The sequence below is a fragment of the Deinococcus depolymerans genome, from assembly GCF_039522025.1.
Lineage (GTDB): Bacteria > Deinococcota > Deinococci > Deinococcales > Deinococcaceae > Deinococcus > Deinococcus depolymerans.
Window position 1 is genome coordinate 82,319 of record NZ_BAAADB010000003.1, and the last position, 23,598, is coordinate 105,916.

28 protein-coding genes are annotated in these 23,598 nt (G+C 71.9%); 22 read left to right on the plus strand and 6 right to left on the minus strand.

The window, feature by feature from the left end:
* Nucleotides 1–120 precede the first annotated feature (120 nt).
* Nucleotides 121–603, plus strand: coding sequence for a hypothetical protein (locus tag ABDZ66_RS00770; protein ID WP_343755003.1), 483 nt, complete (start codon nucleotides 121–123; stop codon nucleotides 601–603).
* An 89-nt stretch (nucleotides 604–692) separates the two neighbouring features.
* On the plus strand, nucleotides 693–2,018 hold the full coding sequence (locus ABDZ66_RS00775) for a LysM peptidoglycan-binding domain-containing protein (protein WP_343755005.1): 1,326 nt from the start codon (nucleotides 693–695) through the stop codon (nucleotides 2,016–2,018).
* 36 nt (nucleotides 2,019–2,054) lie between these two features.
* On the opposite strand, the gene ABDZ66_RS00780 is transcribed toward ABDZ66_RS00775, so the two are convergent.
* Complete coding sequence (locus ABDZ66_RS00780; RefSeq protein WP_343755007.1) at nucleotides 2,055–2,435, minus strand: hypothetical protein; 381 nt, start codon at nucleotides 2,433–2,435, stop codon at nucleotides 2,055–2,057.
* Nucleotides 2,436–2,629: 194 nt separating this feature from the next.
* Between ABDZ66_RS00780 and ABDZ66_RS00785 the strand changes: the two genes are divergently transcribed.
* From ABDZ66_RS00785 to ABDZ66_RS00830, 10 genes are all read left to right on the plus strand, one after another.
* Nucleotides 2,630–2,917 carry a ribosome-binding factor A gene (locus ABDZ66_RS00785; RefSeq protein WP_343755009.1) on the plus strand — a complete coding sequence of 96 codons (288 nt, stop codon included), beginning with the start codon at nucleotides 2,630–2,632 and terminating at the stop codon, nucleotides 2,915–2,917.
* Nucleotides 2,914–3,327: an acyl-CoA thioesterase gene (locus ABDZ66_RS00790; protein WP_343755011.1), complete on the plus strand. Its 414-nt coding sequence runs from the start codon at nucleotides 2,914–2,916 to the stop codon at nucleotides 3,325–3,327. The genes ABDZ66_RS00785 and ABDZ66_RS00790 overlap by 4 nt, the downstream gene beginning before the upstream one ends.
* Before the next feature lie 32 nt (nucleotides 3,328–3,359).
* A complete protein-coding gene (locus tag ABDZ66_RS00795; protein ID WP_343755013.1) occupies nucleotides 3,360–3,836 on the plus strand; it encodes an NUDIX domain-containing protein in 477 nt (158 codons plus the stop codon).
* 12 nt (nucleotides 3,837–3,848) lie between these two features.
* Nucleotides 3,849–5,288: a M1 family metallopeptidase gene (locus ABDZ66_RS00800; RefSeq protein WP_343755015.1), complete on the plus strand. Its 1,440-nt coding sequence runs from the start codon at nucleotides 3,849–3,851 to the stop codon at nucleotides 5,286–5,288.
* Nucleotides 5,289–5,453: 165 nt separating this feature from the next.
* Nucleotides 5,454–6,203 carry a BON domain-containing protein gene (locus tag ABDZ66_RS00805; protein WP_343755017.1) on the plus strand — a complete coding sequence of 250 codons (750 nt, stop codon included), beginning with the start codon at nucleotides 5,454–5,456 and terminating at the stop codon, nucleotides 6,201–6,203.
* Between the two features lie 205 nt (nucleotides 6,204–6,408).
* The gene (locus ABDZ66_RS00810) at nucleotides 6,409–8,148 is read left to right on the plus strand and encodes a sensor histidine kinase (RefSeq protein WP_343755019.1); all 1,740 of its coding nucleotides are present in this window, start codon (nucleotides 6,409–6,411) and stop codon (nucleotides 8,146–8,148) included.
* Complete coding sequence (locus ABDZ66_RS00815; protein WP_343755021.1) at nucleotides 8,145–9,173, plus strand: DUF4097 family beta strand repeat-containing protein; 1,029 nt, start codon at nucleotides 8,145–8,147, stop codon at nucleotides 9,171–9,173. The genes ABDZ66_RS00810 and ABDZ66_RS00815 overlap by 4 nt, the downstream gene beginning before the upstream one ends.
* Nucleotides 9,170–9,835: a response regulator gene (locus tag ABDZ66_RS00820; RefSeq protein WP_343755023.1), complete on the plus strand. Its 666-nt coding sequence runs from the start codon at nucleotides 9,170–9,172 to the stop codon at nucleotides 9,833–9,835. Before ABDZ66_RS00815 ends, ABDZ66_RS00820 begins: the two co-directional genes overlap by 4 nt.
* Before the next feature lie 47 nt (nucleotides 9,836–9,882).
* Entirely contained in the window at nucleotides 9,883–10,440 is a 558-nt protein-coding gene (locus ABDZ66_RS00825) for a helix-turn-helix domain-containing protein (RefSeq protein ID WP_343755025.1), read from the plus strand.
* Nucleotides 10,441–10,444: 4 nt separating this feature from the next.
* A complete protein-coding gene (locus tag ABDZ66_RS00830; protein ID WP_343755027.1) occupies nucleotides 10,445–10,954 on the plus strand; it encodes a GNAT family N-acetyltransferase in 510 nt (169 codons plus the stop codon).
* A 53-nt stretch (nucleotides 10,955–11,007) separates the two neighbouring features.
* Here ABDZ66_RS00830 and ABDZ66_RS00835 read toward each other — a convergent pair whose 3' ends face one another.
* Entirely contained in the window at nucleotides 11,008–11,754 is a 747-nt protein-coding gene (locus ABDZ66_RS00835; RefSeq protein ID WP_343755814.1) for a chlorite dismutase family protein, read from the minus strand.
* An 89-nt stretch (nucleotides 11,755–11,843) separates the two neighbouring features.
* Nucleotides 11,844–12,896 (minus strand): aldo/keto reductase, encoded by a 1,053-nt coding sequence (locus ABDZ66_RS00840; RefSeq protein ID WP_343755029.1) that lies wholly within the window; start codon nucleotides 12,894–12,896, stop codon nucleotides 11,844–11,846.
* Between the two features lie 84 nt (nucleotides 12,897–12,980).
* Between ABDZ66_RS00840 and ABDZ66_RS00845 the strand changes: the two genes are divergently transcribed.
* Complete coding sequence (locus ABDZ66_RS00845) at nucleotides 12,981–13,337, plus strand: VOC family protein (protein ID WP_343755031.1); 357 nt, start codon at nucleotides 12,981–12,983, stop codon at nucleotides 13,335–13,337.
* A gap of 101 nt (nucleotides 13,338–13,438) precedes the next feature.
* Nucleotides 13,439–14,005, plus strand: a complete 567-nt coding sequence (locus ABDZ66_RS00850) for an RBBP9/YdeN family alpha/beta hydrolase (protein ID WP_343755033.1) — start codon at nucleotides 13,439–13,441, stop codon at nucleotides 14,003–14,005.
* A 362-nt stretch (nucleotides 14,006–14,367) separates the two neighbouring features.
* Here ABDZ66_RS00850 and trxA read toward each other — a convergent pair whose 3' ends face one another.
* Nucleotides 14,368–14,718, minus strand: a complete 351-nt coding sequence (trxA, locus tag ABDZ66_RS00855; RefSeq protein ID WP_343755036.1) for a thioredoxin — start codon at nucleotides 14,716–14,718, stop codon at nucleotides 14,368–14,370.
* A gap of 129 nt (nucleotides 14,719–14,847) precedes the next feature.
* On the opposite strand from trxA, the gene ABDZ66_RS00860 reads away from it, so the two are divergent.
* From ABDZ66_RS00860 to ABDZ66_RS00875, 4 genes are all read left to right on the plus strand, one after another.
* Complete coding sequence (locus tag ABDZ66_RS00860) at nucleotides 14,848–15,231, plus strand: DUF309 domain-containing protein (RefSeq protein ID WP_425544381.1); 384 nt, start codon at nucleotides 14,848–14,850, stop codon at nucleotides 15,229–15,231.
* A gap of 131 nt (nucleotides 15,232–15,362) precedes the next feature.
* Nucleotides 15,363–15,953, plus strand: coding sequence for a LabA-like NYN domain-containing protein (locus ABDZ66_RS00865; protein WP_343755038.1), 591 nt, complete (start codon nucleotides 15,363–15,365; stop codon nucleotides 15,951–15,953).
* The gene (gene plsX, locus ABDZ66_RS00870) at nucleotides 15,943–16,965 is read left to right on the plus strand and encodes a phosphate acyltransferase PlsX (RefSeq protein WP_343755040.1); all 1,023 of its coding nucleotides are present in this window, start codon (nucleotides 15,943–15,945) and stop codon (nucleotides 16,963–16,965) included. The genes ABDZ66_RS00865 and plsX overlap by 11 nt, the downstream gene beginning before the upstream one ends.
* Before the next feature lie 46 nt (nucleotides 16,966–17,011).
* On the plus strand, nucleotides 17,012–18,205 hold the full coding sequence (locus ABDZ66_RS00875; protein WP_343755043.1) for a mechanosensitive ion channel family protein: 1,194 nt from the start codon (nucleotides 17,012–17,014) through the stop codon (nucleotides 18,203–18,205).
* A gap of 126 nt (nucleotides 18,206–18,331) precedes the next feature.
* On the opposite strand, the gene ftsH is transcribed toward ABDZ66_RS00875, so the two are convergent.
* Entirely contained in the window at nucleotides 18,332–20,182 is a 1,851-nt protein-coding gene (ftsH, locus tag ABDZ66_RS00880) for an ATP-dependent zinc metalloprotease FtsH (RefSeq protein ID WP_425544388.1), read from the minus strand.
* A 435-nt stretch (nucleotides 20,183–20,617) separates the two neighbouring features.
* Between ftsH and ABDZ66_RS00885 the strand changes: the two genes are divergently transcribed.
* The gene (locus tag ABDZ66_RS00885) at nucleotides 20,618–21,109 is read left to right on the plus strand and encodes a DUF4384 domain-containing protein (protein WP_343755045.1); all 492 of its coding nucleotides are present in this window, start codon (nucleotides 20,618–20,620) and stop codon (nucleotides 21,107–21,109) included.
* Nucleotides 21,110–21,165: 56 nt separating this feature from the next.
* Here the strand turns inward: ABDZ66_RS00885 and ABDZ66_RS00890 are convergent, their stop codons facing one another.
* Nucleotides 21,166–22,086, minus strand: a complete 921-nt coding sequence (locus ABDZ66_RS00890) for a hypothetical protein (RefSeq protein ID WP_343755047.1) — start codon at nucleotides 22,084–22,086, stop codon at nucleotides 21,166–21,168.
* Between the two features lie 85 nt (nucleotides 22,087–22,171).
* Here ABDZ66_RS00890 and ABDZ66_RS00895 point away from each other — a divergent pair, with 85 nt between their 5' ends.
* The 3 genes from ABDZ66_RS00895 to ABDZ66_RS00905 are packed head-to-tail and all read left to right on the plus strand — an operon-like array spanning nucleotide 22,172 to nucleotide 23,529.
* Nucleotides 22,172–22,534 (plus strand): nucleotide pyrophosphohydrolase, encoded by a 363-nt coding sequence (locus ABDZ66_RS00895; RefSeq protein ID WP_343755049.1) that lies wholly within the window; start codon nucleotides 22,172–22,174, stop codon nucleotides 22,532–22,534.
* A complete protein-coding gene (locus ABDZ66_RS00900) occupies nucleotides 22,531–23,064 on the plus strand; it encodes a YfiT family bacillithiol transferase (RefSeq protein ID WP_343755050.1) in 534 nt (177 codons plus the stop codon). The genes ABDZ66_RS00895 and ABDZ66_RS00900 overlap by 4 nt, the downstream gene beginning before the upstream one ends.
* Nucleotides 23,065–23,529: a Nudix hydrolase gene (locus tag ABDZ66_RS00905; RefSeq protein WP_343755051.1), complete on the plus strand. Its 465-nt coding sequence runs from the start codon at nucleotides 23,065–23,067 to the stop codon at nucleotides 23,527–23,529.
* Nucleotides 23,530–23,598 lie beyond the last annotated feature (69 nt).

The window sequence follows — 23,598 nt, forward strand, 5'->3', positions numbered from 1 at the left end:
GGCTTTGCAGCCCATTCAATCGGAATCCGTATGGGTCCATACGGGACTTCCTGGCCGGAAGGGCAGGGCCAGGGGAGGACCCACCCACTCCCCGCCCCGCCGCCGCGATACGCTGCGGGCATGGAGTTCCTTCGCCTGATTCACGGGTATCAGTTCAACAATGCGTTCGCGCTGCTGTTTCCCACCCCGTACGCGCTCGCCACGCTGGTGCTGCTGATCTGGAGTGTCGCGCCGGCGGTGAAGGGCCGTGTCGGGCCGGGCTTCCTGATGTGGCTGCGCCTGACCTGGGTGCTGACGCTGCTGCCCGGCATGACCGGCGTGATCATGGCGCTGGGCGGCGCGAAGGTCCCGAGCGCGACCGATGTCGGCGGCGGCCTGAGCAAGTACGGCTACCCGGCCGACCCCAGCCGCGACTGGGAACACTGGATGTACGCGGCGTTCTGCCTGCTGAGCCTGTACGTGCTGGAGGTGCTGGTCCGTGGACGCCTGATCGAACACCGGCTGGGGCTGCGCTTCCTGCCGGTCGTCACGCTGTTCCTGTACGGCTGCGCGTACATGGTCGGGCGGGTGGCGGTGTTCCCCGGCAGCACGCCCGGCACCTGACCCGCCTCCCGCGCCCGGCGGCCCGGCATGAACCTCACGTCAGGTGGCCTTCACACCGCGCCGACGCAACTGTGATCAGGTGGAACGTCATGCGCCGAACCTCCCTGCTTCTTCTGATCCTTCTCGGCCTGACCGGCCCGGCCGGTCCCGCGCTGGCGGCCACCACCCCGGCCGCCCGGACCGTCACCGTCCGCGCCGGGGACACCCTGTACCGCATCGCCACGCGTGCCGGCACGAGCGTGGCCGCCCTGCGCGCCGCCAACGGCCTGAAGGGAGACACCATCCGCGCCGGGCAGGTCCTGCGGCTTCCCGGCGCGGCCACCGCCCCGGCGCGGCCGGCCGGCGGGACGCGCTACACCGTGCGCCCCGGCGACTCGCTGGGCAGCGTCGCCACGCGCTACGGCGTGAGCGTCGCCGCCCTGAAGGCCGGGAACAGCCTGGGCAGCAGCGTCATCCACCCCGGTCAGGTCCTGAAGATCCCGCCCCGCACGGCCCGCCCCGCCCGGGCCACCACCGAGATCCGGGTGGTGCACCGCTACGTGCGCATGGCGACCGGGGACACGCCCGCCCGCCTCGCCGCCCGCTACCGCCTGAGTGTGGACCAGCTGCGCCGCCTGAACGGCCTGAACAGCGCCCGCCTGATCGTGCCGGGCCGGAAACTGCTCGTCCCGACCCGCGTGCCGGTGCCCATTCCGCCGCGGCCCGTGCGGTCCCCCGTGAGTTTCAAGCGCCTGTCCCCGCTGAACGTACCGGTCCGGATCGCGAACGTGGACCTGCGCTACCGCACCACCCTGATCGCGCCGGTCCTCGCCAGCCCCCGCGTCGCGTTCGGCAGCGGCGCCCGCGTCAGTCAGCTGGCGCGGGCCAGCGGCGCGAAGGTGATCATCAACGGCTCGTACTTTCACCCGCAGACGTATGCGCCGGCCGGGGACATCGTCATGCAGGGCCGCATGCTCACCTGGGGGCGCATTCCGATGGCGCTGGCCATCACGCCGGACAACCGCGCCACCATCCGGGTCAGCACCACGCCGCTGCTGGGCCGCCCGCTCGACACGACGTGGGCCGGCATGGAAACGGTCGTGGCGACCGGACCGCGCATCCTGAGCCGCGGGCAACTGCTCACGCACTACAGCGCCGCGTTCCGCGACCCGGCCCTGTTCGGCCGCGCGGCCCGCAGCGCCATCGGCCTGATCAGCAACCGCGACCTGGTGCTGGTCAGCACCCACGCGAAACTCACCACCACCGAGATGGGCCGGGTCATGGCCCGCCTGGGTGTCCGCGACGCCCTGCTGCTCGACGGCGGCAGTTCCACCGGCATCGCCTGGAACGGACAGGCGGTGCTCGACAGTGTCCGCAAGGTCAGTTACGGCATCGGGGTGTTCACGGACTACACCGGCCGCCGCTACGCCCGCTGAGCCACTTCCAGGCCGGCCTGAACGCAGGGGGCCGGGTCAATCGGCCGTGGCGCTCTGACCCAGCGCCGGACGCCCCGCGTACATCTCCAGCTGCACGGGTGACGTGCCGCTCACGAGCGCGTACTGCACCCGGCCGTCCGGGCCGGGCAGCAGGTACAGGTACCGGCGCTTCCCATCCTGGAACGACACGGCGAGCAGGCTCCAGCCGGCTTCCTCCAGCGAACTGCACACCTGCTCGTACGTGCCGGGCACGTCCAGGCGGCCGGCCATGACCGGCCCCGTGGCCGACAGGGACGCCAGGCCCTGCGCGGGCGCGCCGCACCCGGCGAACAGCGCGGCGCTGGCCAGCAGCGGCAGGAGACGGGCAGGCCGGGTCGCGGACTGCAGGGTCAGGGAACGGATCGGGGTGCGGCGCATGGGCATTCCTCCTGTCCACCCGGGAGAGGTCCGGGTTCCGGGCCGGGTGCCTGGAACCTGGGGGGGCGGCGACCCTCACCCTGCGCCGGACCCCGTGACCGGACCGTGCCCGGCCCGTGACCGGGCGGCGGCATGCTTTACCATGCGGGGATGTTGACGTTCTCCCGCCCTTCCGTTCCCGCCCCGGTGCGCGCATGAAACCCGAACAGCTCCAGTCGCAGCTGACCCGCGTGCTCAGCGAGGCCATCTCGGGCCTGCGGGACCCGCGCGTGCCCATGATCGTGACGGTCGAGCGCATCAGCGTGACCAGCGACTACGGCATCGCGCGGGTGTACGTCAGCGCCATGACCGGCGACATGGACGAACTGCTCGACGCGCTGCGCGGCGCACGCGGGCACCTGCAGCGCCAGGTGGCGGACCAGGTGAAGCTGCGCCGCACGCCCACCCTGGAATTCCACGCCGCGTCGGACGTCATCCTGTGACCGCCGCGCCGACACCCCCGACGGTCATCCGTGTCCGTTACGCCGAGACGGACGCCATGGGCGTCGTGCATCACGCCACGTACCCGGTGTGGTTCGAGGTGGCCCGCACCGACCTGATGAACGCCCTGGGCCTGCCGTACCGGGACGTCGAGGCGCGCGGCTACTACCTGATGCTCTCCGGCCTGAACGTCGAGTACCGCCGCGCCGCCCGCTACGACGACACGCTGCAGGTCCTGACCCGCGTGGCGGCCGTCCGTTCGCGCACCCTGACCTTCACCTACGAGGTGCGGCGCGGCGACGAGCTGCTCGCCACCGGCGAGACCCGCCACATCGCCACCGACCACCAGTACCGCCCCGCCCGCCTGCCGGACGACGTGCTGGCCGCCCTGGGCGCCCCCGGCACCACCTGAGACGCACCCCGGCGCGCTAGACTGCCACTCACATGAGTAACCTGTCGCGCACCCTGCCCATCAAGCGCGCCGCGCACGTGTACCTGATCCGCGACGGGCACCTGCTGCTCGTCGAGGAACGCATGGACGACGGCAGCATCTTCTACGGCCTGCCCGGCGGGAAAGCCAATGCCGGCGAGACCCTCGGGGACGCCGCCGTCCGTCAGGTGCTGTTCGAGACCGGCCTGACCGTCACGGACCTGATGTTCGTCAGCCTGCTCGAAGGCGAACTGCTGCCCGGCACCCGCAACGAGTGCTACGCCATCTTCGGGCGCTTCACCGCCACCTTCCACGGCGAACTGGACCCCACCGACCCCGAGGTCGTGGGCGTCAAGTGGGTTCCGTTCGAGCAGGTCGAGTCCCTGGTCCGCTACGGCCCGCCGCCCGAAGTCGAGGAACGCAACCCGCTGATCTGGGTGCCCACCCGCGACTTCGTGCGCGGCCAGCCCCGCGCGTACTACCCCATCTAGGCCCGGTTCCCGGTGCGCCCGGCCGCCCGCCCGTCACGCCGCGCCCGCCGGGGCCGGTGGCTGCTGGCCGGGGCGCTGCTGCTGCCGGCCGCCGCGCAGAGCCCACCCGCGGCCGAACCCGCCACCCGGGACCGGCCGGTGGGGGACACCCTGTACCCCACGCTGGGGCAGGCTGACCTGGACGCCCGTCACTACGACGTGCATCTGACCGTCACGCAGCCCGGCACCCGCGCCCTGAGCGGCGAGGTGACCGTCACCCTGCGCGCCACGCGCGACCTGCCGCTGATCAGCCTGGACTTCCTGGGGCCGCCCGTCACGTTCGCCCGCTGGGACGGACAGCCCGTCCCGTACCGGCAGGACCGCCCCGGCGGGAAGCTGCGGATCCTGCGCGCCCTGCCCGCCGGCCAGCAGGCGAGCGTGACGCTGCGCTACGCCGGCGTGGCGGGCCTGCTGCCGGACCCGGTGTTCCCGTTCACGCTGGGCTGGCAGGCCGTCCCGGACCCGCTGAAGGTCGGGGGCGGCGCGAACTTCGCCTTCGGGGAACCGGACGGGACCCGCACCTTCCTGCCGGTCAACGATCACCCATCGGACCCCGCCACCTTCACCGTCACCCTGACCGTCCCGCCCGGCACGGCCGCCGTCGCCAGCGGCGAACGCGTCCGCGTGACCGACACCCCCGGCGCACACACCGTCACCTTCGAGCAGACCCGCCCCATTCCCACCTACGCCCTGGCCGTGCACCTGGGTCCCCTCGAAGAGCAGGGCAGCCCCGCCGTTCCGGTCGGCGAGGGAGGCGCCGCGGTCGCCCGGCGCGATTACTTCCCGCCGGGCACGCCGGGCGCCGTCCGCGCCCCGTACCGCCGTACCGGCGAGATCCTGGGCGTCCTGAGTGACTGGTTCGGGCCGTTCCCGTTCGCCACGTACGGGTCGGTGGTCGTCACGGCCCACCTGCCGGCGCTGGAAACCGCGACCCTCTCGACCATGCCCGTCGCGTCCAGCAGTGACCGCGTGCTGGTGCATGAAACGGCGCACCAGTGGTTCGGGAACAGCGTGACGCTGCGCGACTGGTCCGACGTGTGGCTCAACGAGGGCTTCGCCACCTACGCCGAACTGCTGTGGCACGAACACCTGGGACAGGACCCCCGCCCGCTGGCAGAGGCGTGGTACGCGACCCTGCAGCGGCGCGGCACCCGGCCCCTGGTGGCCACGGACGCCACCGAACTGTTCGATTCCAGCGCCTACCAGCGCGGCGCGCTCGCCCTGCACGCCCTGCGCCGGCAGGTCGGCGACCCCGCCTTCCGCCGCTTCCTGCGCGCCTACGCCCAGGGGCAGGCCGGACCGGTGGTCGGCACGGACGACCTGCTGGCCTTCGTCCGCCGCACCCTGGGCGATCCCGCCGGGGACACCCTGCAGCGCTGGATCCGCCAGCCGCTCCTGCCGCCCGCGCCCTGAACTGCCCGCTCCCCGCCGCCACCGGCACGGGCCTGTCGCTTCGGTCGGCGGGGGCCGGCACGGACATGAGGGCGCTGCCGGCCTGCCGGTCATGGAACGCTGAGCGGACCTTAAGAAACGTGGGGTATTTCACGGTCGACCGGCCGGGCAGTGTACGCTGCCCCCATGTGGCCTTTTGGAAAAAGCACCGCTGACCGAGTCAAAGACGCCATCAACGAGCAGGCCCGCCTGAAGGACCTGGGCCTGCAGGTACAGGAGCGCGGCGGCACCGTGACCGTGACCGGCATGGTTCCCAACGAGCGGTACCTGGGCCTGATCAACGCCGTTGCTGGCGGCATCAACGGCGTCAAGAGCGTCGACACGAGCGGCGTGACCTTCGAGGAACAGGCCGCCGCGCCCGCGCAGCCCGCGCCGGCCGTCCCGTCGGCCACGGTGCAGGAGGCCACCCCGGAACTGCACCCCACGACCGGCAACATGAACGCCCGCGCCGAGGACACCGAGATCGAGGACAGCAGCCGCGTCGCCAAGGCGGTCCTGAAGGCCCTGCGCGGTAACGGCGAACTGGCCGACGATCCCATCGACGTGCTGCAGAGCGGCAGGAGCGTCATCCTGCGCGGCGTGGTGGACAACGACCACGAGAAACGCCTCGCTGAACAGCTCGCCCGTGACGTGCAGGGCGTGGCGTCCGTGGATGTCAGCGGCCTGAAGGTCGCCGCCGGCGCCAAGGAACTCGCCAGGGAGAAGGACACCGGCACGGGCGACACGGTCTACACCGTCAAGGCCGGCGACACCCTGAGCGGCATCGCGCAGAAGTACTACGGTGACGCCATGGAGTACAAGAAGATCGCGCACTACAACAACATCAGCAACCCGGACCTGATCCAGGTCGGGCAGAAGATCCGCATTCCCGGCTGACAGCGGCCGTCGGGGGCGTCGCGGGCCACCCGCGGCGCCTCCGACCCACTGCCGTCTCCGAAGCGAACGGACTCGCACGGGCCCCCGGGAAAGACCGCGCCCGGCCGTGCCCCTGAGGGGGGAGAGGGGAAACTGGGCGCGTCCCGCCCGCACCTCCCCCTTTGGTGGGACGAGCGGCGGGACGCACGGCGCTACGCTGCGCGGCATGATGAGGGTCATGGGCCGCGCACACACGGGAACCCCACGCCGGGCGCGTGGCGGTCCGCTGCGTGACCTGTTCGACCCGACCACCTACCGCGCGGCGGCCTACGTCCTGCTGACCCTGCCGGTCGGGGCGCTGGTCGCGGCGCTGCTGACGGTCGTCGTGACGGGCGGCCTGCTGACCCTGCCGCTCCTGATCGGGGCCCCGGCCCTGGTGGGCGCCGTGTGGCTGGTCGGGGCGCTCGGCGACCTGCAGCGCGCCGCGGCGGGCGTGCTGGGCGTCACGTTCCGGCGGCCCGTTCCGGCGTCCTACGCGGGCGTGCTGGCGTGGCTGGGCGCCCAGCTGTCGTCGCCGGTCACGTACCGCACGCTGCTGTTTCACGTGGTGCAGTTGCCGCTGGGCGCCGTGTGCTGGGTGGTGCTGGTGGCGCTGCTGGGCGCCGCGCTGCTGGGCCTGTCCGCGCCGGGCTGGGCGCTGGGGTCGGTCGTGCCGGTCGTGTGGAACGAGTGGACCGTGCAGCCCGGCCCGCTGGCCGTCGCGGGCCTGATGCTGTCCGGGCTGGGCCTGCTGGTCGTGACGGCCGGCGTCCTGAACCTGATGGGGCGCCTGTGGACGCGGCTGGTGGCGGCGCTGCTGACCCTGGACACCGGGGACGAGGCGGCGCGCCGCGAGGTGGTGGCGCTGCGCCGCGCCGCCGGCCGCGTGGCGCTCGGCGACGACCTCGACGCCACGCTGGCCGACCTGACCGCGCAGGCCCTCGCGGCCAGCTCGGCGGCGCAGGTGGCCGTGTACGCCCCGGACGGCACCCTGCGCGCCGCCAGCGACCCGGACCCCTGGGAGGACCTGCCGGGCACCCCCGATCCGTCCGGGCCGGCCCTGAACGCCGCGGGCCTGCCGGTGCCCGCGCCGGGCGAGGCGAACGTGCTGCCCCTGCCGGACGGCGGGCTGCTGGCGGTCCTGCCGGTATCGGCCGGCACGCTGGACGGCGGTACGCTGCGCGCCCGCTACCGCCCGGGCGTGCGTCCCGGCGCGGACGAACTGGCGTTCCTGCTGAGCATCGCCGATCACGCCGGCACCGCCCTGCACGCCGCCCAGCTGATCGAACGGGCCGGTGCCCGCGCCGGGGAGCAGGAACGCGCCCGGCTGGCCCGCGAACTGCACGACAGCGTCGCGCAGGCCCTGTACGGCATCACGCTGGGCGCCAAGACCGCCCGCGCCACGCTGGAACGCGACCCGGCCCGGACGCGACAGAGCCTGGACTACACCATCCGGCTGGCCGAGGGGGGCGTGTCCGAGATGAAGGCCCTGCTGTTCAGCCTGCGCCCGGACGCGCTGGAGGAGGGCGGCCTGATCGCGGCGCTCACCCAGCACGCGCACGCCCTGGAGGCCCGGCACGGCCTGCAGGTGCACGCCGAGCTGCGCCGCGAACCGGACCTCGCCCCGGACGTGCAGGCCGCCGCGTACCGCGTGGCGCAGGAAGCGCTGCACAACGTGGTCAAGCACGCCCGCGCCGCGCAGGTGTGGGTGTCGCTCACGCAGGACGGCCCGCACGTCACGCTGACCGTCCGGGACGACGGGCGCGGCTTCGACCCGCACGCGCAGGGGCGCGGCACGCTCGGGCAGCGCAGCATGCGTGAGCGTGCGGCCGGGGCGGGCGGCACCCTGCGCGTGCAGTCCGAGCCGGGGGAGGGCACCACCGTCACCCTGACCCTGCCGGTCGCCGCGCCAGGAGGACGCCCGTGACGACCGTGCCGCCCTCACGGTCCCTGCTGCCGGTTCTGGCCCGCATGGCGGGCGGGCTCCTGCTGGCCGGGGCCGGCGCCCTCCTGACCTGGCAGAACGTCACGTTGCACCCCACGCCCGGCATGAGCGTCCTCGACACGCCCCTGAGCGTCCCGCTGGACGGCCCCCTCCCGCTGGACCTCGCGCAGAACGCCACCCTGAACTTCACCGGGGACCGCGTGAACGTCTTGCTGGGCGCCCTGCCGCGCGGCAGCGCCCTGGCCGTGCAGGGCCGCGTTCACCACCGCGCCCGCAATCCCGTCCAGGCCGACGTGACCCGCCAGGGACGCACCCTGAACGCCGCGCTGTCCCTGCGCGTGCAGCCGCTGGACCGGGGGGGCGTGATCGTGGCCGGGCCGGAACCCGTGCAGCACACGGCCACGTTGCGGCTCGCGCGTAACCTGCCGCTCACGCTGGGCAGCGTCACCACCAGCGGGCACGTGACCGCCGACCTGGGCGGCCTGCGCCTGCGCGCCCTGACGCTGCGCAGCGACAGCGGCGACCAGACGCTCGACTTGCCCGCCCGGGCCGCCGGGGCGCTCAGCGTCGTGACCCGCAGCGGCCGGGTCACGGTCCGCGCCGCGCCCGGCTCGGCTCCCGACGCGCTGCGCGTGAACACCGCCAGCGGTGACCAGACCCTCGACCTGAGCGCCATGCGCACCCAGACGCTGGGTGTCGGCACCGAGAGTGGCGACGTGCGCCTCACGCTGCCCACCGTGACGGGCCGCGCCACCCTGACGAGCGCCAGCGGCAACCTGACCGTCAGCGCCACGCCCCGCACCCGTGGGAACCTCGACATCCGCACCCAGAGCGGCGACGTGACCCTGCGCCTGCCGCCCGCCCTGAAGGTCCGGGTGCGGTTCACGGACCGCGACACCCTGTCCTGGCCGCTCGGAACGCCCGCCCCGCTGGCCCCGGACCTCGACGTGTTCGTGGACGCGCCCCGAGCTCACTTCACCCTGAGTCCCCTGGAGGACACCCCATGACCAATCCCAGTTCCGAACCTTCCGTGCGCGTCCTGCTGGTCGACGATCACGCCGTCGTCCGCCAGGGCCTGCGTCTGTTCCTGGGCCTCGACCCGCTGATCGACGTGATCGGCGAGGCCGCCAACGGCGAGGAGGCGCTGGCGCAGGTGGCCGCGCTGCGTCCGGACGTGGTCATCATGGACCTGATGATGCCCGTCATGGACGGCATTACCGCCACCCGAGCCCTGAAACGCGCCCACCCGGACACCGAGGTCATCGCCCTGACCAGCACCCTGGAGGAACACAAGGTGAACGGCGCCATCGAGGCCGGCGCGATCAGTTACATGCTCAAGGACGCGAGCAGTGACACCCTGGCCGACGCCATTCACGCCGCCGCGCGCGGCGAGGTGCGCCTGCACCCGGAAGCGGCCCGCCGCCTCGTGCGGGACTTCCGGGGCGGCGAGATGCGCGAGAGCCTCACTCCCAAGGAAACCATCGTCCTGCAACTGATCGCGCACGGGTACAGCAACCGCGACATCGCCGCCGACCAGAACGTCAGCGAGGCCACCGTGAAAACCCACGTCTCGCGCCTGCTGGGCAAACTGGGCCTGGACAGCCGCACCCAGGCGGCGCTGTACGCCCTGAAGCACGGTGTCGCCACCCTGGACGGCGTAGACCTGTAACCGTCTCCAGTGTCCCTCCTGTCGCGTATAGTGGATGAGTGTCTACCATGCGCGACGAAACGACGGACGCCATCGCCCAGCGCCTGCGCCTGGAACGCGAGACGCGCGGCTGGTCCCTGGCCGACCTCGCCGCGCGCTCCGGCGTGGCCCGCGCCAGCATCAGCCGCATCGAACGCGGCGAGATGAGCCCCACGGCAGCGCTGCTCGTGCGCCTCGCCGGGGCCTTCGACCTCACGCTCGCCGGCCTGCTCGTCCGCGCCGAGGCCGCCGCCAGCCGCCTGACCCGCGCTGCCGACCAGCCCGTCTGGCGCGACCCGGCCACCGGCTACACCCGCACGCAGGTGTTCATGCGCCCCGACCACCCGGTCGAACTCGTGCAGGTCACCATGCCTCCCGGCGGGCAGGCCGCGCTGCCCGCCTCCTCGTACGCCCTGATCCGGCAGGTGATCCAGGTGCAATCCGGGCAGCTGACGGTCACCGAGGGCGGCGACACCCACCACCTGCACGCCGGGGACAGCCTGGGCTTCGGCCCGCCTGCCGACGTGGTCATCGCCAACGAGACCGCCCACCCCTGCACGTACCTCGTCGCACTCGCCCGGAGCTGACCCCATGACTGACCTCCAGATCACACCGCTGACCCACGCCGCCCTGCCCCAGCTCGGTGAACTCCTGATCGAGACCGTCGCCGCCGGAGGGTCCGTCAGCTTCATGCACCCCCTGGCGCCCGCCGACGCCCGCGCGTTCTGGCAGGCGTCCCTGAACGCCGCCGAGGCAGGCGGGCGCGTGCTGTACGGGGCGTGGCACGGCCCCGAACTGATCGGCACCGTCACGCTCCTGCTGGACTTCCCGCCCAACCAGCCGCACCGCGCCGAGATCGCCAAGATGATGACCCGCGCGGCGTGGCGCGGCCAGGGCGTCGCCACCCGCCTCCTGAGGACCGCCGAGGCCGAGGCCGCCCGCCGGGGGCGCACCCTGCTGACGCTCGACACCTCCGTGGACGGCGGCGCCAGGAAACTCTACGAGACTGCCGGCTACACCCTGGTCGGCGAGATCCCGGACTTTGCCCTCACGCCCGACGGCCGCCTGAACGGCACGCTCATCTACTACAAGCGCCTGTAGACAGCGGAGGAGGCGACGGCCCACGCGGACCGCCGCCTCCCACCTGGGTCCGTTCAGCCCAGGTCGTCCAGCACGCCCGCGAGGTCCTTCTTCACGCAGGTGAACATCGGCGTGTCCTGCAGGGTGAACATGCTCGCCTCGGTGTAACGCAGGCGGTGCACCAGATCCACGAACTCCTGCGGGTAGTCGCTGTCGAAGCTCACCACGAACTCCTGATCGTCGATGCCGTACGAGTAACTGGTGTTGATACGCACGCCCTTGAACGGCACGCTGGCGTTGATGTGCTCGTCCATCATGCCCTGGCGGGAGTGCGGCGTCAGGTCGTACCACGCGCGCGTCTTCACGAACGGGTAGATGAACAGGTACTGCCCCTGGCCGGGCAGGATCTCCAGGCCGTGCCCGCTGCCCTCCACGCGGTTCACGTACTGGCTGCGTTTGTTCATGGAGATGAAGTTGTACGGCTGCGTCAGGTAGCCCATCAGGCGCGTGCGGTTCAGGCGGGCCTGGGATTCCTGGAAGTCGCGCACGTCGAACGCGATGCGCCACAGCATGAAGTCCACGTCGCCGCGCACGCCCACCAGCGAGTACGGACGCAGGATCAGGCCCTTCTCGGCGGGTGCGTCGGCCACCCAGCCCTGCGCGGCGGCGAGGAACTCGGCCTTCAGTTCGTCCCGTTCCGCCTGCGGCAGCCGCCGGAAGGCGGGGTCCAGTTTGAAGAACGCGTAGTTCAGGAACTGCCGGTTGGCGCGGTCGGCCTCACGGCCCGTCACCTGACCGCTCGGGTCGAGGTCCACCATCATCTTCGGGCGACCCGGACGCGCGGCGGGTGCGGGCGCTCCCGTCTCGGCGGGCATCGCACCCCCGGGACCGGTGCCTTCAGGACGGCCGCTCACTGCGCGGCCCCCGCGACGACCTCGCCGCGCAGGTCGTGCGTCAGGCCGAAGTTCTCCCGGTACAGCGCCTGAATCGCCCCGAACTCCGCGTCGGTCAGGGGCGCGGCGTCGAAGGTCGCGGCGTACTCCTCGAGGTTCTGCGCCGAGTAGATGTTCGGCAGGACGCTCGCCATGACCGGGGAACGCAGCGCGAACTGAATCGCCAGCTGCCCGACCGTGCGGCCACGGCCCTCCACGAACTGCGCCTGAAGCTGCTCGACCTTCTTCAGGCCGTCCTCCATCCAGGCCTTGCGCCGGGCGTTGGTGGTCATGCGCCAGTTGCGGTGGTCACCGGGCTCGAACTCGGTGTCCAGCGTCATGTACCCCTCCAGCAGCCCGGAGGCGTGCGGCACGCGGGCCATCACGCCCACCCCCGCCGCCTCGCCCGCCGGGAGGATCGCCTCGCCCAGCATCTGCTCGAGGAGGTTGTAGATGATCTGCGTGGGCGCACGGCGGTCCCGGACGCTGGCAATCCCTTCCTCGATCTGCCGTTCGTTCAGCGCCGGCCCCAGCGCCGTGCCGTACGCGCGGATCAGACCCTCGGATTTGGCGCGGTCCAGTTCGGCCCACAGGTCGTCCGCCAGCGCCGAACCGGGCGCGATGGCGTCCATGCGCGGGTTGTGCAGCTGGTAGTAGTCGATGTAATCGGTGCCCAGGCGTTTCAGGCTGCCTTCCAGCGCCTTTCGCAGGTACGCGGGCGTCCAGTCGTGCGGACGCTCCTGCTGCCCCGGACGGTCCGGGTGGTTGTAGATGTCGTACCCGAACTTCGTGCCGATCACGATCTGATCGCGCACGCTGCCCAGCGCCTCACGCTGGAGTTCCTCGGCGCGGCCCGACGCGTACGTGTCCGCGTTGTCGAAGAACGTGACGCCCAGATCGAAGGCCCGGCGCAGCAGCCCCCTCCCCATCTCCTCGTCCTTGACGCCCCACCAGGTCGTGCCGACCGTCCACACGCCGAACCCGACCGCGCTGACGGTCAGGTCGGTGCCCTGCAACTTGCGGTATTCCATGCCCGGCACTATGTCACCGCGCGGCGGGGAGGGATGACCCCGAACGACCGGTCAGGCAGGCCGCCCAGCGTATACCCTGACCGCATGCTGAAACACGTCTCGTTCCTCACCCGCGACCTGAACGCCACGGTCGCCTTCTACGAAACCCTGGGCGCCGTCACCGAGAAGAACCTCACCACCCCCGAAGGCTACCGCCGCGCCGTCCTGCGTCTCGGCGAGGGCCGCCTGCAGTTCTTCCAGATCCCGGAACAGACCCCCGCCCCGCACCCCCACTGGGCCGAACACGTCGCCCTGCACGTCACCGGCCTGCGCGCCCTGCTGCCCACCCTGCGCGCCGGCGGCGTCACCGTCACCCGCGACCTGCAACCCAGCCCCGGCGGCCGCGACATGGCCTTCGTGCAGGACCCCGACGGAAGGCAGGTCGAACTGCTGGAGGCGTGAGGGGATTGCCGCAAGGAGGGAGTGGGTGGAGAGTCGGGCACCCCGCGCCCAGGCTGTTGACCATCACCCATCACCCATCAGCCAGGCGTTAGCCTGAGCGCATGACACCGAGCATCGTGATCGTGCCGGGCCTGGGGGACAGCGGCCCGGAGCACTGGCAGTCCCTGTGGACCGAGAAGTTCGGCGCGGCGCGCGTGCGGCAGGACGACCCGGACCACCCGACCCCGGCGGCGTGGTCGCAGCGACTTCAGGAGGTGATCGACGCGACGCCGGGCGAACTGGTGCTCGTCGGACACTCGTGCGGGGTGCTGACCATCGTGCACTGGGCGGCCCTGACGGGCGGGCACGCGCGGGTGAAGGGCGCGCTGCTGGTCGGCCCGACCGACGCGGACCGGGCGTTCGAGGAGTACCCCACCGTGGCGGGCATGGCCCCGGTGCCCACGCAGCCCCTGCCGTTCCCGGCGCTGGTGGTCGCCAGCGAGAACGACCCCTTCGCCAGCTTCGAGCGGGCGCAGGCCTTCGCGGATGCCTGGGACGCCGAGTTCATCTCCGCGGGCGAGGCGGGGCACATCAACGTCGCGAGCGGTCACGGCGACTGGCCCGACGGTGAAGTGCTGCTGGGCGAGGCCCTGCACGCCTGGACGCCACCGGACATCGTGCGGATTTGATACGGACTCCGATTGAATGGGCTGCAAAGCCCGTTCAATCCGGGCGGATGCGACTCGGAGAGCTGCCCCGCAGAGGAGGAGCTGGGCGGGTTCCGGACGTGGAGTTGACAGATCGGTGGTGTTCCGATCTGTGAACGAAACAAACGGCAGTCCGTATGAGGACAGACGGGGGGAAGCGCAAGGCGACACGCAGGGCGCGGGAAGGGGAGTGGGCGCCCACGTTGCCCGGTCGCCCTGAAGCGCCGCTGCCCGCATGACCGCCCCCCACCCGGTCGCTGCCTTCCGCGCCCCGCCCCCCCCTCCCGCTTCCCTGCATGTCAACGCGCCCCGGTCATCAGACCGGGGCGCGTCGTGATGGAGGTTCAGGCGCTGGGCTGGGCAGCGGCCTTGTCGGCCGGGGCGGCGTGCTTGTCGAGCAGGGTCTCGAAGGCGCGTTTGGGCTGGGCACCGACGACCCCCTCGATGGGCTGACCGTCCTTGAAGAGGATCAGGGTGGGGATGCTCATGACGCGGTACTGGCCCTGCGTGACGGGGTTCTCGTCGACGTTGACCTTGCCGATCTTCACGCGGCCCTCGTACTGCCCGGCGAGTTCCTCGATGACGGGCGCGATGATGCGGCACGGTCCGCACCAGGGGGCCCAGAAGTCCACCAGGGTCAGGCCGCTGGCGATCTCGTCGTTAAAGTTGCTGTCCGTGAGTTCCACAGGCTTCATGCGACCAACTATACGCCCGGGGGGCATGCCGGGGATGGGGGCGAGATGGGCAAGGTGCTCACCGCTCGTTTAACCGTCGTGACCGGACTTCCAATCCGGCCGGGCAGCGCCGCGCGCTAGGGTGGGGACGTGACCGACCCCTGGCCCGCGCACTGGAGGCCCCCGCACTGGACTGCCGCCGACGTGCAGGCCCTCCGGCTCGGCGCGGCCCTGTTCGCGCGGGGCGAGTGGTGGGAGGCGCACGAGGCCTGGGAGGTCCCCTGGCAGCGGGCGTCCGGGCCGGACCGGGCCTTCCTGCAGGGCGTGATCCTGCTGGCCGCGGCGCTGCACAAGCGCTGGCATCACGGGAGCCTCACGCACCGCAACTACCACAAGGCCGCGCGACACCTGGACACCCTGCCGCCCGCGTACGCCGGGGTGGACCTGGCCCGCCTGCGCGCCGAGGTCTGGGACGCGCTGCATGACCCGGCGCTGCGACCGGCGCTGCACCCACCGTCCTCTCCCGGCGCGTAGGCCGGGCCGCCAGCGGCGGGGCGGGGGGATTGGGGGCCGTGCGGGCGTCAGGTATCCTGACGGGCGGACGTTCCCCATCCGGGGGCGTGGCGCGGCCTGCCCACGGGCAGGCGGCACAGGAGAGACATCAGATGGAACGCATTGCACTTTTTATTGACGGCGCGAACGTGTACGCAGCGGCCAAACGACTCGGCTGGAACTTCGACCACCGCAAGATCCTGGAGCACTTCGCGGCGGGCGGCTCGCTGTACAACGCCTTCTATTACACGGCGGTTCCCACGCCCATCGACGACAAGCAGAAGCGCTTCACGGACGCGCTGACGTACATGGGGTACACCGTCCGCACCCGCCCGCTGCGCGAGGCGACCGACGAGGGCGGCGACACCTACCGCCGCGCCAGCCTGGACATCGAGATCGTCACGGACCTGCTGTCCACCAGCGACCGCTACGACACGGCCGTGCTGCTGACCGGCGACGGCGACTTCGAGCGTCCGGTCGAGGTGCTGCGCGCCCGTGGCAAGCGCGTGATCGTGGCCTGCATCGCCGAGATGACCAGTTACGAACTGCGCAACGCCGCCGACGGGTACGTGGACTTCAAGGACATCCGCGAGCAGGTCGAGCGTCCCGGTTACCGCCTGCCCAGCGAGTCGCGTGGCAACAGCGGCAGCGAGCACCGCCCGTTCTACACCTCCGCGGCGCTGCAGGAATCCGATGACCGCTGAAGCCCCGAAGTCCCTGCCGGTCGCGCTCGACGCCATGGGCGGCGACCACGGCGCCGCGCCGAACGTCGAGGGAGCCGTCTTGGCGGCCCGTGCAGGTGTCAGCGTGGTGCTGGTCGGGGACCGCGTGAAACTGCACGCGGAACTCGGGAAGCACGCCGGGAGCGCCGCGCTGCCCATCGAGGTGGTCGAGGCGACCGACGTGATCGGCATGGACGAACACGCCAGTGACGTGCGGCGCCGCACGCAGGCCAGCATCAACGTCGCCACCCGCCTCGTGAAGGAGGGCCGCGCGTCGGCGGCCGTCAGCATGGGCCACAGCGGCGCGACCATGGCGTCCGCGCTGCTGACGCTGGGCCGCATCGGCGGCGTGGAACGCCCCGCGATCCTCACGCACCTGCCGGCCCGCGGGGGGTTCACGACCCTGCTGGACGTGGGCGCCAACGCCGACGTGAAGGCCAGCTACTACGCGCAGTGGGCGCGGCTGGCCAGCGTGTACCTGCGGGTCGTGGAGGACCGCGAGAACCCCACCGTGGGCCTGCTGTCCATCGGCGAGGAGGACCACAAGGGCAGCGCGCTCGTCCTGGAGGCGCACGCACTGCTGCGCGAGCTGCACGGCCAGGGCATCAACTTCCACGGGAACGTGGAGGGCCGCGACATCTTCCGGAACACCACCGACATCGTCGTGACCGACGGCTTCACCGGGAACGTGGTCCTGAAACTCGCCGAGGGTGAAGCCAAGGTCCTGTTCGGCTGGGTGAAAGAAGCCCTGGGCAGCAGCCTGAAAACCAAACTGGGCGGCCTGCTGGTGCGCGGCGCGCTGCGCGGCCTGGCCGAACGCATGGACCCCAGCACCTACGGCGCCAGCCTGCTGATCGGCGTCCGGGGTCTGGCGTTCATCGGGCACGGCAGCGCCGACGCCCGCGCCGTCAAGAACGCGCTGCTGCGCGCCGCCCGCGCCCACGAATCCAGCCTGATTCCCCGTCTGGAGGCCGCCTTCCAGGCCCAGCACTGAAGGGTTCCCCCACACCACTCACCTGTCCGTGGGTAAGGTGGGGGACATGCTGGCTGAACTGAGTATTCAAGTCATGAAACCGCAGGTGTGGGTCGGACTGGCCCTGACAGCCCTGTTCGCGTACGCCATCTACCGCTTCGGGCGGCTGCTGATCGGGGCGCTGAGCCCGCACATTCCGCGCCGCCTGCTGGCCCCGCTCAGGTGGGTGTGGTGGCTGGTGGTCGTGACCGGCTGGCTGGCGGTCGCGACGTTCGTGGCGTACCTGCCGAGCGTGCCGGTCCTGTTCGACCTGGGCCGCGACATCAGCAGCGGCTTCCGGCACAGTGCGGGGCAGCTGGTGGTCGTGGTCGCCATGGCCCTGATCGCCTGGAACCTGATCAGCACCTTCGCGGCCCGCATCGTGGCCGAACAGGAATTCAACCGCCGCAGCGTGCGCGTGCAGACCCTCAAGGGCGTCGTGGAGAGCACGCTGCGGGTCGTGGTGGTCATCATCAGTCTCATCGCCGCCCTGCAGGCCATCGGCCTGAACGCCACCAGCCTGCTGGCCGGGGTGTCCGTGCTGGGTCTCGCGGTGGGGTTCGGGGCGCAGAGCCTGATCAAGGACGTCTTCAACGGCTTTTTCATCCTGCTTGAAGATCAGTACGGGGTGGGCGACGTGATCACCATCAACACCGGGCAGCTCTCGGGCGGCGTGGAACGCCTGAACCTGCGCGTCACGGCGCTGCGCGCCCTGGACGGCACCATGCACATCGTCCCGAACGGTCAGATCCAGACGGTCAGCGTGAGCAGCAAGGACTGGTCGCGCGTGGTGGCGGCCGTGGACGTCACGTACAACGCCAACGTGGACGAGGCCCTGAAGGTCCTGCAGGCGGTCAGCACCGAACTGTACGAATCCCCCGACTGGCGGCACTTCTTCCTGGAGGAACCCGAGATGCAGGGCGTGGTGCAGCTCGCGCCGGACGGCGTGACCCTGCGCGCGCTGTACAAGGTGCAGCCCAAGAGCCAGTGGGCGCTGGGCCGCGAGTTCAACCGCCGCATCAAGATCGCCATGGACGAGGCCGGCATCGAGATTCCCTTCCCGCAGCGCAGCCTGAACTTCAGCGGGTCTCCCATCGAGATCCGCCTGACCCGTGACGGCACACCCACGCCGCCCCCCGCGCAGGACACCAGCACCCAGAACCGACAGAACCCCCCGGTGGAACCCAGTCTGAGCCGCGATCCGGAAGAACGCGAGATCTGATCCGGACTCCGATTGAATGGCTTATAAAGCCGTTCAATCCGAGCGGGTGCGACTCGGAGAGCTGCTCCGCAGAGGAGAGAAACGCCCCTCCGGACGTGGAGCTGGCAACCCGGTTGTCCCTGGTTGTCAACCCATCAGGCCCGCCGGGGCGGGTGGCGTGACCGGCGGCAGCGGCTCGAGTTCCGCGCCACTGAGCAACGCGCTGAACTCCTCACCGCTGAGCGTCTCACGGGTCATGAGGACCTTCACGATCTCGTGCACGGATCCCAGGTGCTCGCCGACCAGTTGCGTGGCCCGCGCGTAGGCATGGTCGATCAGCGCGCGAACCTCGCGGTCCACCTCGGCGGCGGTGGCCTCGCTCATGGGGAGCAGCTGTGCGCCGCCGCCCAGGAAGCCGCTCTCGCTGCTGGCCAGCGCGACCTTCCCGATGCGGTCGCCCATGCCCCACTCGGTCACCATGCGCCGCGCGATGCCGGTCGCCTGCTGGAAGTCGTTCTGCGCGCCGGTCGTGACCTCGCCGAACACGACCTCCTCGGCCGCGCGGCCCGCGAGGGCCACGGCGATCATGTCCTCCAGCGCCGGGCGGGTGACGTGCAGGCGGTCGTCGGCGTCCGGCATCATGAACCCGGCGGCGCGGCCCCGGGGCACGACCGTCAGTTTCGCCACGCGGTTGGCGTGGGGCAGGAGCTGGGCGGCGAGGGCGTGCCCGACCTCGTGGTACGCCGTGACCTTCCGGTCCGCCTCCCGCACCACCAGCGACCGCCGCTCCGGCCCCATCAGCACCCGGTCCCGCGCCTCGTCCACGTCCCGTCCCACGATCCGCGTCCGCCCCGACCGCGCCGCCTGCAGCGCCGCCTCGTTCAGCAGGTTCTCCAGGTCCGCGCCCACCATGCCCGCCGTGCGCCGCGCCACCACCCCCAGGTCCACGCTGGCGTCCAGCGGTTTCTTCCGCGCGTGGATCCGCAGGATCTGCTCGCGGCCCCGCACGTCCGGCGCGTCCACCACCACCTGCCGGTCAAACCGCCCCGGGCGCAGCAGCGCGGCGTCCAGCACGTCCGGGCGGTTCGTGGCGGCCAGGATGATCACCTCCTGCCCGCTGGAGAAGCCGTCCATCTCGACGAGCAGCTGGTTGAGAGTCTGTTCGCGTTCGTCGTTGCCGCCCTGCATGTTCACGCCGCGTTTGCGGCCGACGGCGTCGATCTCGTCGATGAAGACGATGCAGGGGGCGGCCTTGCGGGCCTGTTCGAAGAGGTCGCGGACGCGGGCGGCGCCGACACCGACGAACATCTCGACGAAGTCGGAGCCGCTGATGCTGAAGTAGGGGACGCGGGCCTCACCGGCGACGGCCTTGGCCAGGAGGGTCTTGCCGCTGCCTGGGGGGCCGACGAGGAGCACGCCGTGGGGGATGCGGGCGCCGAGCTGGTGGTACTTCTCGGGGTGGCGGAGGAAATCGACGACTTCCTGGAGGTCCTGTTTGGCCTCGTCGCAGCCGGCGACGTCGGTGAAGTTGAGTTTGATCTGGCCCTCGCTGATGACGGCGGCTTTCGACTTCCCGAACGTGCCTGCCGCGCCCGCCCCACCCCCCTGGGCGCGCATGTTCCGCCACAGCACCACCAGGATCAGGGCCGTCAGGATCAGGGGAAGCAGCTGCCCCACCCACCCGAACGCCGACCCGGCCTGCGTCACCTGCAGGGGCACGTCCGCCGCGCGGATGCGGGTCAGGGTCGCGCCGTCGGCCGGCACGATCAGCGAGCGCGGGCGGCTGCCGTCCACGAAGCTCACGCTGGCCTGCCCGGCGCTGGACAGAACCACCCGCGCCACCCGTCCGGCCTTCAGGTCCGCGAAGAAGCGGTTGCTGGAGTACCCGCCCTCGGCGGACGCGGCCGGCGCACCTGCCGGGAGCGGGCTGCTCGGCGTGGTGCCGGGGGCGGCGCTGGCAGCGCTCAGGCCACCCAGCAGCAGCGCGCCTCCGGTCAGCGCGGTCCGGGCGAGTCGCGCGGCGCGGCCCGGCGGACGGCGGGACCCGCCCGTGGGCTGCGGCGCCCCCTCCGCGCCTGCGGCTGGGCAGCTGCGCCGCTCGGCGGGCCGCTCAGCCCGACCGGAAAGCTCCTGAACGCCTGGCGATCGCAGTCCGTATGATCCGGCTTCCGTTTGTTTCGTCAACAGACCGGAACACCACCGAGCTGTCAACGCCACGTCCGGAACCCGCCCAGCTCCTACTCGCTTCGCTCGGATTGAATGGCTTTGTAAGCCATTCAATCCGAGTCCGTATGAGGCGCGGTTCATGCCCCATGCTACGCCGTCCCGCGGGGCGGGGAACGCGCTCCCGCTGACCATCCGCCCCCCCCTGCCGGTCACCCCCGCCGGCGGGACGCTCAGGTTTCCGTCAGGCTCGGCGGGTATGCTGACCGCATGCGCACTGCACTTCTGCTCGGCACGCTGGCCCTGGGTCTCAGCGCCTGCACCGTCACCGTCCGCCCCAACCTGGGCCTGCAGGGATCGGGCAGCAACCTGATCACCAGCCTCCGCCCGGACCGCGGCGAGGGCAGCACCTACGCCGTGGGCGAGCCGCTGCGCGTGAGCGTCACCACCCGCACGGCCGGGTACGTGACCCTGATCGCCCTGCAGAGCAACGGGTACGCCAGCACCCTGATCCGCAACGCCTACGTGCCGGCCGGCACCACCACCTTCCCCCGCGCGCAGGACGGCGTGACGTACAACGTGGCCGAACCGCGCGGCCTGCAACGCGTGCGCGCCATCTTCACCCGCGTGCGCCCCACCACCGACCTCGTGCTGCGCGGCAGCTACGACGACGGCCGCTGGAACGCCACCAGTGACGCCTACCTGCAACCCTACGACGCCGCCGACCGCGACGTGCAGGAAACCTACCTGTACATCCGCTGACGCCACGCCGCTCAGCCGCAGGGGGGGAATCCGGGCCGGATTCCCCCCTCGCCCGTTCAGCCTGCCGGGCGGTGACGGGGCAGGCGGCCCCCCCGTTCCGGCAGGGGAGAGGCCGCGCCCCGCCACGCGCCGCACAGGGCGCGCACCGCCGCCACCCGCTGCCCCCCGGCGGCGTTCAGGGCGGCCGTCATGACCGCCCGCTCGTCGCGCCGCTGCCCCAGCAGGAACAGCGTGCGCGCCTGCGCCAGCGCCGCCAGCCGTTCCGGGTCACGCGCGGGCAGCCCGCCGGGAGGCGCGGCCCAGGTGTCGGCCGGAAAGCGCGGCGCGACCTTCCCGCCGTCCTCGGCCAGCCAGGACCACAGGGCCGCGCCGGTCAGGACGCTGCGGGCCTGCACGCCCCGCAATCCGGACTGCGCGTTCCAGCGCTGCGCGGCGGGCCGCGCGTACCCGCCGCGCAGCAGGCCCACCAGCCGCACCCGCCGGGTCACGCAGCGCCCACCCAGACCGTCTTCCTGCGCCCAGTCGCGCAGCGCCCGGTGCAGCTCGGCAAACGTGCCGCCCGACGCGACCACGTCCACCAGCGCCGCCCGGCGCCCCGAACGCACCAGTTCACGCGGGTGCAGGCCCGCCCCGGCCAGCAGGGGCCGCAGCGTCCGCACCTGCCCGGCGTCCAGCGTGGCGTTCAGCAGCGACACGTTCAGACCCGACACCCGCCACGGCACGCCCACGCCCCACAGCAACCCCCCCAGGTACGCCCGCAGCGGCTCGGGCGAGCGGCCCACGAACACCAGGTCCACGCCGCCCGCCGCGACCAGCACGCCCGCCAGCGCCGCGCGCAGGTCCGGCAGGAACGCCAGCGCGTCCGGACTGGCCGGGAGCGCCCCCAGCCCGGCGGCGCGGGTCACGTCCCACACGGGCGGCCCGGCACTGTGGAGCGGGTGGGGCAGAGGATGGTGCAGCGGACGCGGCGCGGTCATGCCCCATGCTGCGCCCCGCCGGGCGGCCCGCGCATCGGCCAGCTGGCGCACGGTCCCCCCGGCCATTGCCGGTATGCTGACCCGCATGAGCCTGACCTTCGAGGACGCCAGCGCCCGCGTGGACGCCTACATCAGCCAGTTCCGGGAAGGGTACTTCCCGCCGCTGCTGATGCTGGCCCGCCTGACCGAGGAGACCGGCGAGATCGCCCGCGTCATCGCCCATGAGAACGGCAAGACGCCCAAACCCGGCGAGGAAACCGGCGACCTCGAGATGGAACTCGCGGACCTGCTGTTCGTGACCATCTGCATGGCGAACGAACGCGGCCTGAACCTGGAACGCGGCTTCGAACGCATGATGGCCAAGGTCGAGAAGCGCGACGCGACCCGCTGGACCCGCAAGGACGCGGGCGAACCCGGCGAGTCCGGCAAGACCGAGGTCACCCCGTGACCGGCGACCTGCGCTACCCGCTCGGGCCGATGCCCACCCCGCAGACCCTCACGTCCGTCGAGCGCGTCGAGGCCCTCGGGCACCTGTTCGCGCTGCCCGCCGACCTGTTCGACGCCGTGCAGGGACTGACCGACGAACAACTCGGCACCCCGTACCGCGACGGCGGCTGGACGGTGCGGCAGGTCGTCCACCACGTCGCCGAGAGCCACATGAACGCCTTCATCCGCCTGAAACTCGCGCTGACCGAGGACAACCCCACCATCAAACCCTATGAGGAGGACCGCTGGGCGACCCTCCCGGACCACGAACTGGTCCCCGACGTCAGCCTGAACCTGCTGGACGCGCTGCACTCGCGCCTGGGCATGCTGTTCGCCTCGCTGGACCCCGCCGGCCCCGACTGGGCCAGGCCCTGGACGCACCCCGCGCAGGGCCGCACGTACACCGTGGACACCCTGCTCGCCATGTACGCCTGGCACGGACGGCACCACACCGCCCAGATCACCGTGCTGCGCGAACGGAACGGCTGGTAAATGCAGTTCGGCCCCGAACTCCATACCCCCGTCTCCCACCGCGCGGCGGGCGTGGTCATCCTGAACGCCGCCGGTGACCTCCTGATGGTCCGCGAGAACGGCGTGCCGGGCCAGCGGCAGAAGGCGGGCCTGTGGCACATCCCCAGCGGCACCGTCGAGGACGGCGAGAACCCCCAGGACACCGCCATGCGCGAGGCGTGGGAGGAAGCGGGCGTGCGGGTCCGCCTCCTGAAATTCCTGGCCGCGTACCTGGGTCACTTCCCGGACGGCGTGCCCGTCCTGCGGCACGCGTGGCTGGCCGAGGCCCTACCGGACTCCACCTTCCGCCCCGCCCTGCCGGACGAGGTGACCGAGGTGCGCTTCGTGCCGAAAACCGAATTCGACGCCCTGTACGACGCCCGCCTGATCCGCATGCACCACACGAAACTGTTCTACGAGGACGCGCTGCGGGAACGGGGGCGCTGACCGCCAGGGTAGCCAGAGCCGGGGCGGAACGCGCTGATCTGCGTTCCGCCCCGGCTGGTGGTCGTGCCG

Coding starts and splice junctions, on each gene's coding strand:
- ABDZ66_RS00885 (WP_343755045.1), top strand. CDS start 20,618: ATGCGCACTGCACTTCTGCTCGGCACGCTGGCCCTGGGTCTCAGCGCC.
- ABDZ66_RS00825 (WP_343755025.1), top strand. CDS start 9,883: ATGCGCGACGAAACGACGGACGCCATCGCCCAGCGCCTGCGCCTGGAA.
- ABDZ66_RS00875 (WP_343755043.1), top strand. CDS start 17,012: ATGCTGGCTGAACTGAGTATTCAAGTCATGAAACCGCAGGTGTGGGTC.
- ABDZ66_RS00820 (WP_343755023.1), top strand. CDS start 9,170: ATGACCAATCCCAGTTCCGAACCTTCCGTGCGCGTCCTGCTGGTCGAC.
- ABDZ66_RS00785 (WP_343755009.1), top strand. CDS start 2,630: ATGAAACCCGAACAGCTCCAGTCGCAGCTGACCCGCGTGCTCAGCGAG.
- ABDZ66_RS00805 (WP_343755017.1), top strand. CDS start 5,454: ATGTGGCCTTTTGGAAAAAGCACCGCTGACCGAGTCAAAGACGCCATC.
- ABDZ66_RS00810 (WP_343755019.1), top strand. CDS start 6,409: ATGATGAGGGTCATGGGCCGCGCACACACGGGAACCCCACGCCGGGCG.
- plsX (WP_343755040.1), top strand. CDS start 15,943: ATGACCGCTGAAGCCCCGAAGTCCCTGCCGGTCGCGCTCGACGCCATG.
- ABDZ66_RS00845 (WP_343755031.1), top strand. CDS start 12,981: ATGCTGAAACACGTCTCGTTCCTCACCCGCGACCTGAACGCCACGGTC.
- ABDZ66_RS00890 (WP_343755047.1), bottom strand. CDS start 22,086: ATGACCGCGCCGCGTCCGCTGCACCATCCTCTGCCCCACCCGCTCCAC.
- ABDZ66_RS00830 (WP_343755027.1), top strand. CDS start 10,445: ATGACTGACCTCCAGATCACACCGCTGACCCACGCCGCCCTGCCCCAG.
- trxA (WP_343755036.1), bottom strand. CDS start 14,718: ATGAAGCCTGTGGAACTCACGGACAGCAACTTTAACGACGAGATCGCC.
- ABDZ66_RS00895 (WP_343755049.1), top strand. CDS start 22,172: ATGAGCCTGACCTTCGAGGACGCCAGCGCCCGCGTGGACGCCTACATC.
- ABDZ66_RS00905 (WP_343755051.1), top strand. CDS start 23,065: ATGCAGTTCGGCCCCGAACTCCATACCCCCGTCTCCCACCGCGCGGCG.
- ABDZ66_RS00795 (WP_343755013.1), top strand. CDS start 3,360: ATGAGTAACCTGTCGCGCACCCTGCCCATCAAGCGCGCCGCGCACGTG.
- ABDZ66_RS00865 (WP_343755038.1), top strand. CDS start 15,363: ATGGAACGCATTGCACTTTTTATTGACGGCGCGAACGTGTACGCAGCG.
- ABDZ66_RS00850 (WP_343755033.1), top strand. CDS start 13,439: ATGACACCGAGCATCGTGATCGTGCCGGGCCTGGGGGACAGCGGCCCG.
- ABDZ66_RS00770 (WP_343755003.1), top strand. CDS start 121: ATGGAGTTCCTTCGCCTGATTCACGGGTATCAGTTCAACAATGCGTTC.
- ABDZ66_RS00835 (WP_343755814.1), bottom strand. CDS start 11,754: ATGATGGTGGACCTCGACCCGAGCGGTCAGGTGACGGGCCGTGAGGCC.
- ABDZ66_RS00775 (WP_343755005.1), top strand. CDS start 693: ATGCGCCGAACCTCCCTGCTTCTTCTGATCCTTCTCGGCCTGACCGGC.
- ABDZ66_RS00780 (WP_343755007.1), bottom strand. CDS start 2,435: ATGCGCCGCACCCCGATCCGTTCCCTGACCCTGCAGTCCGCGACCCGG.
- ABDZ66_RS00840 (WP_343755029.1), bottom strand. CDS start 12,896: ATGGAATACCGCAAGTTGCAGGGCACCGACCTGACCGTCAGCGCGGTC.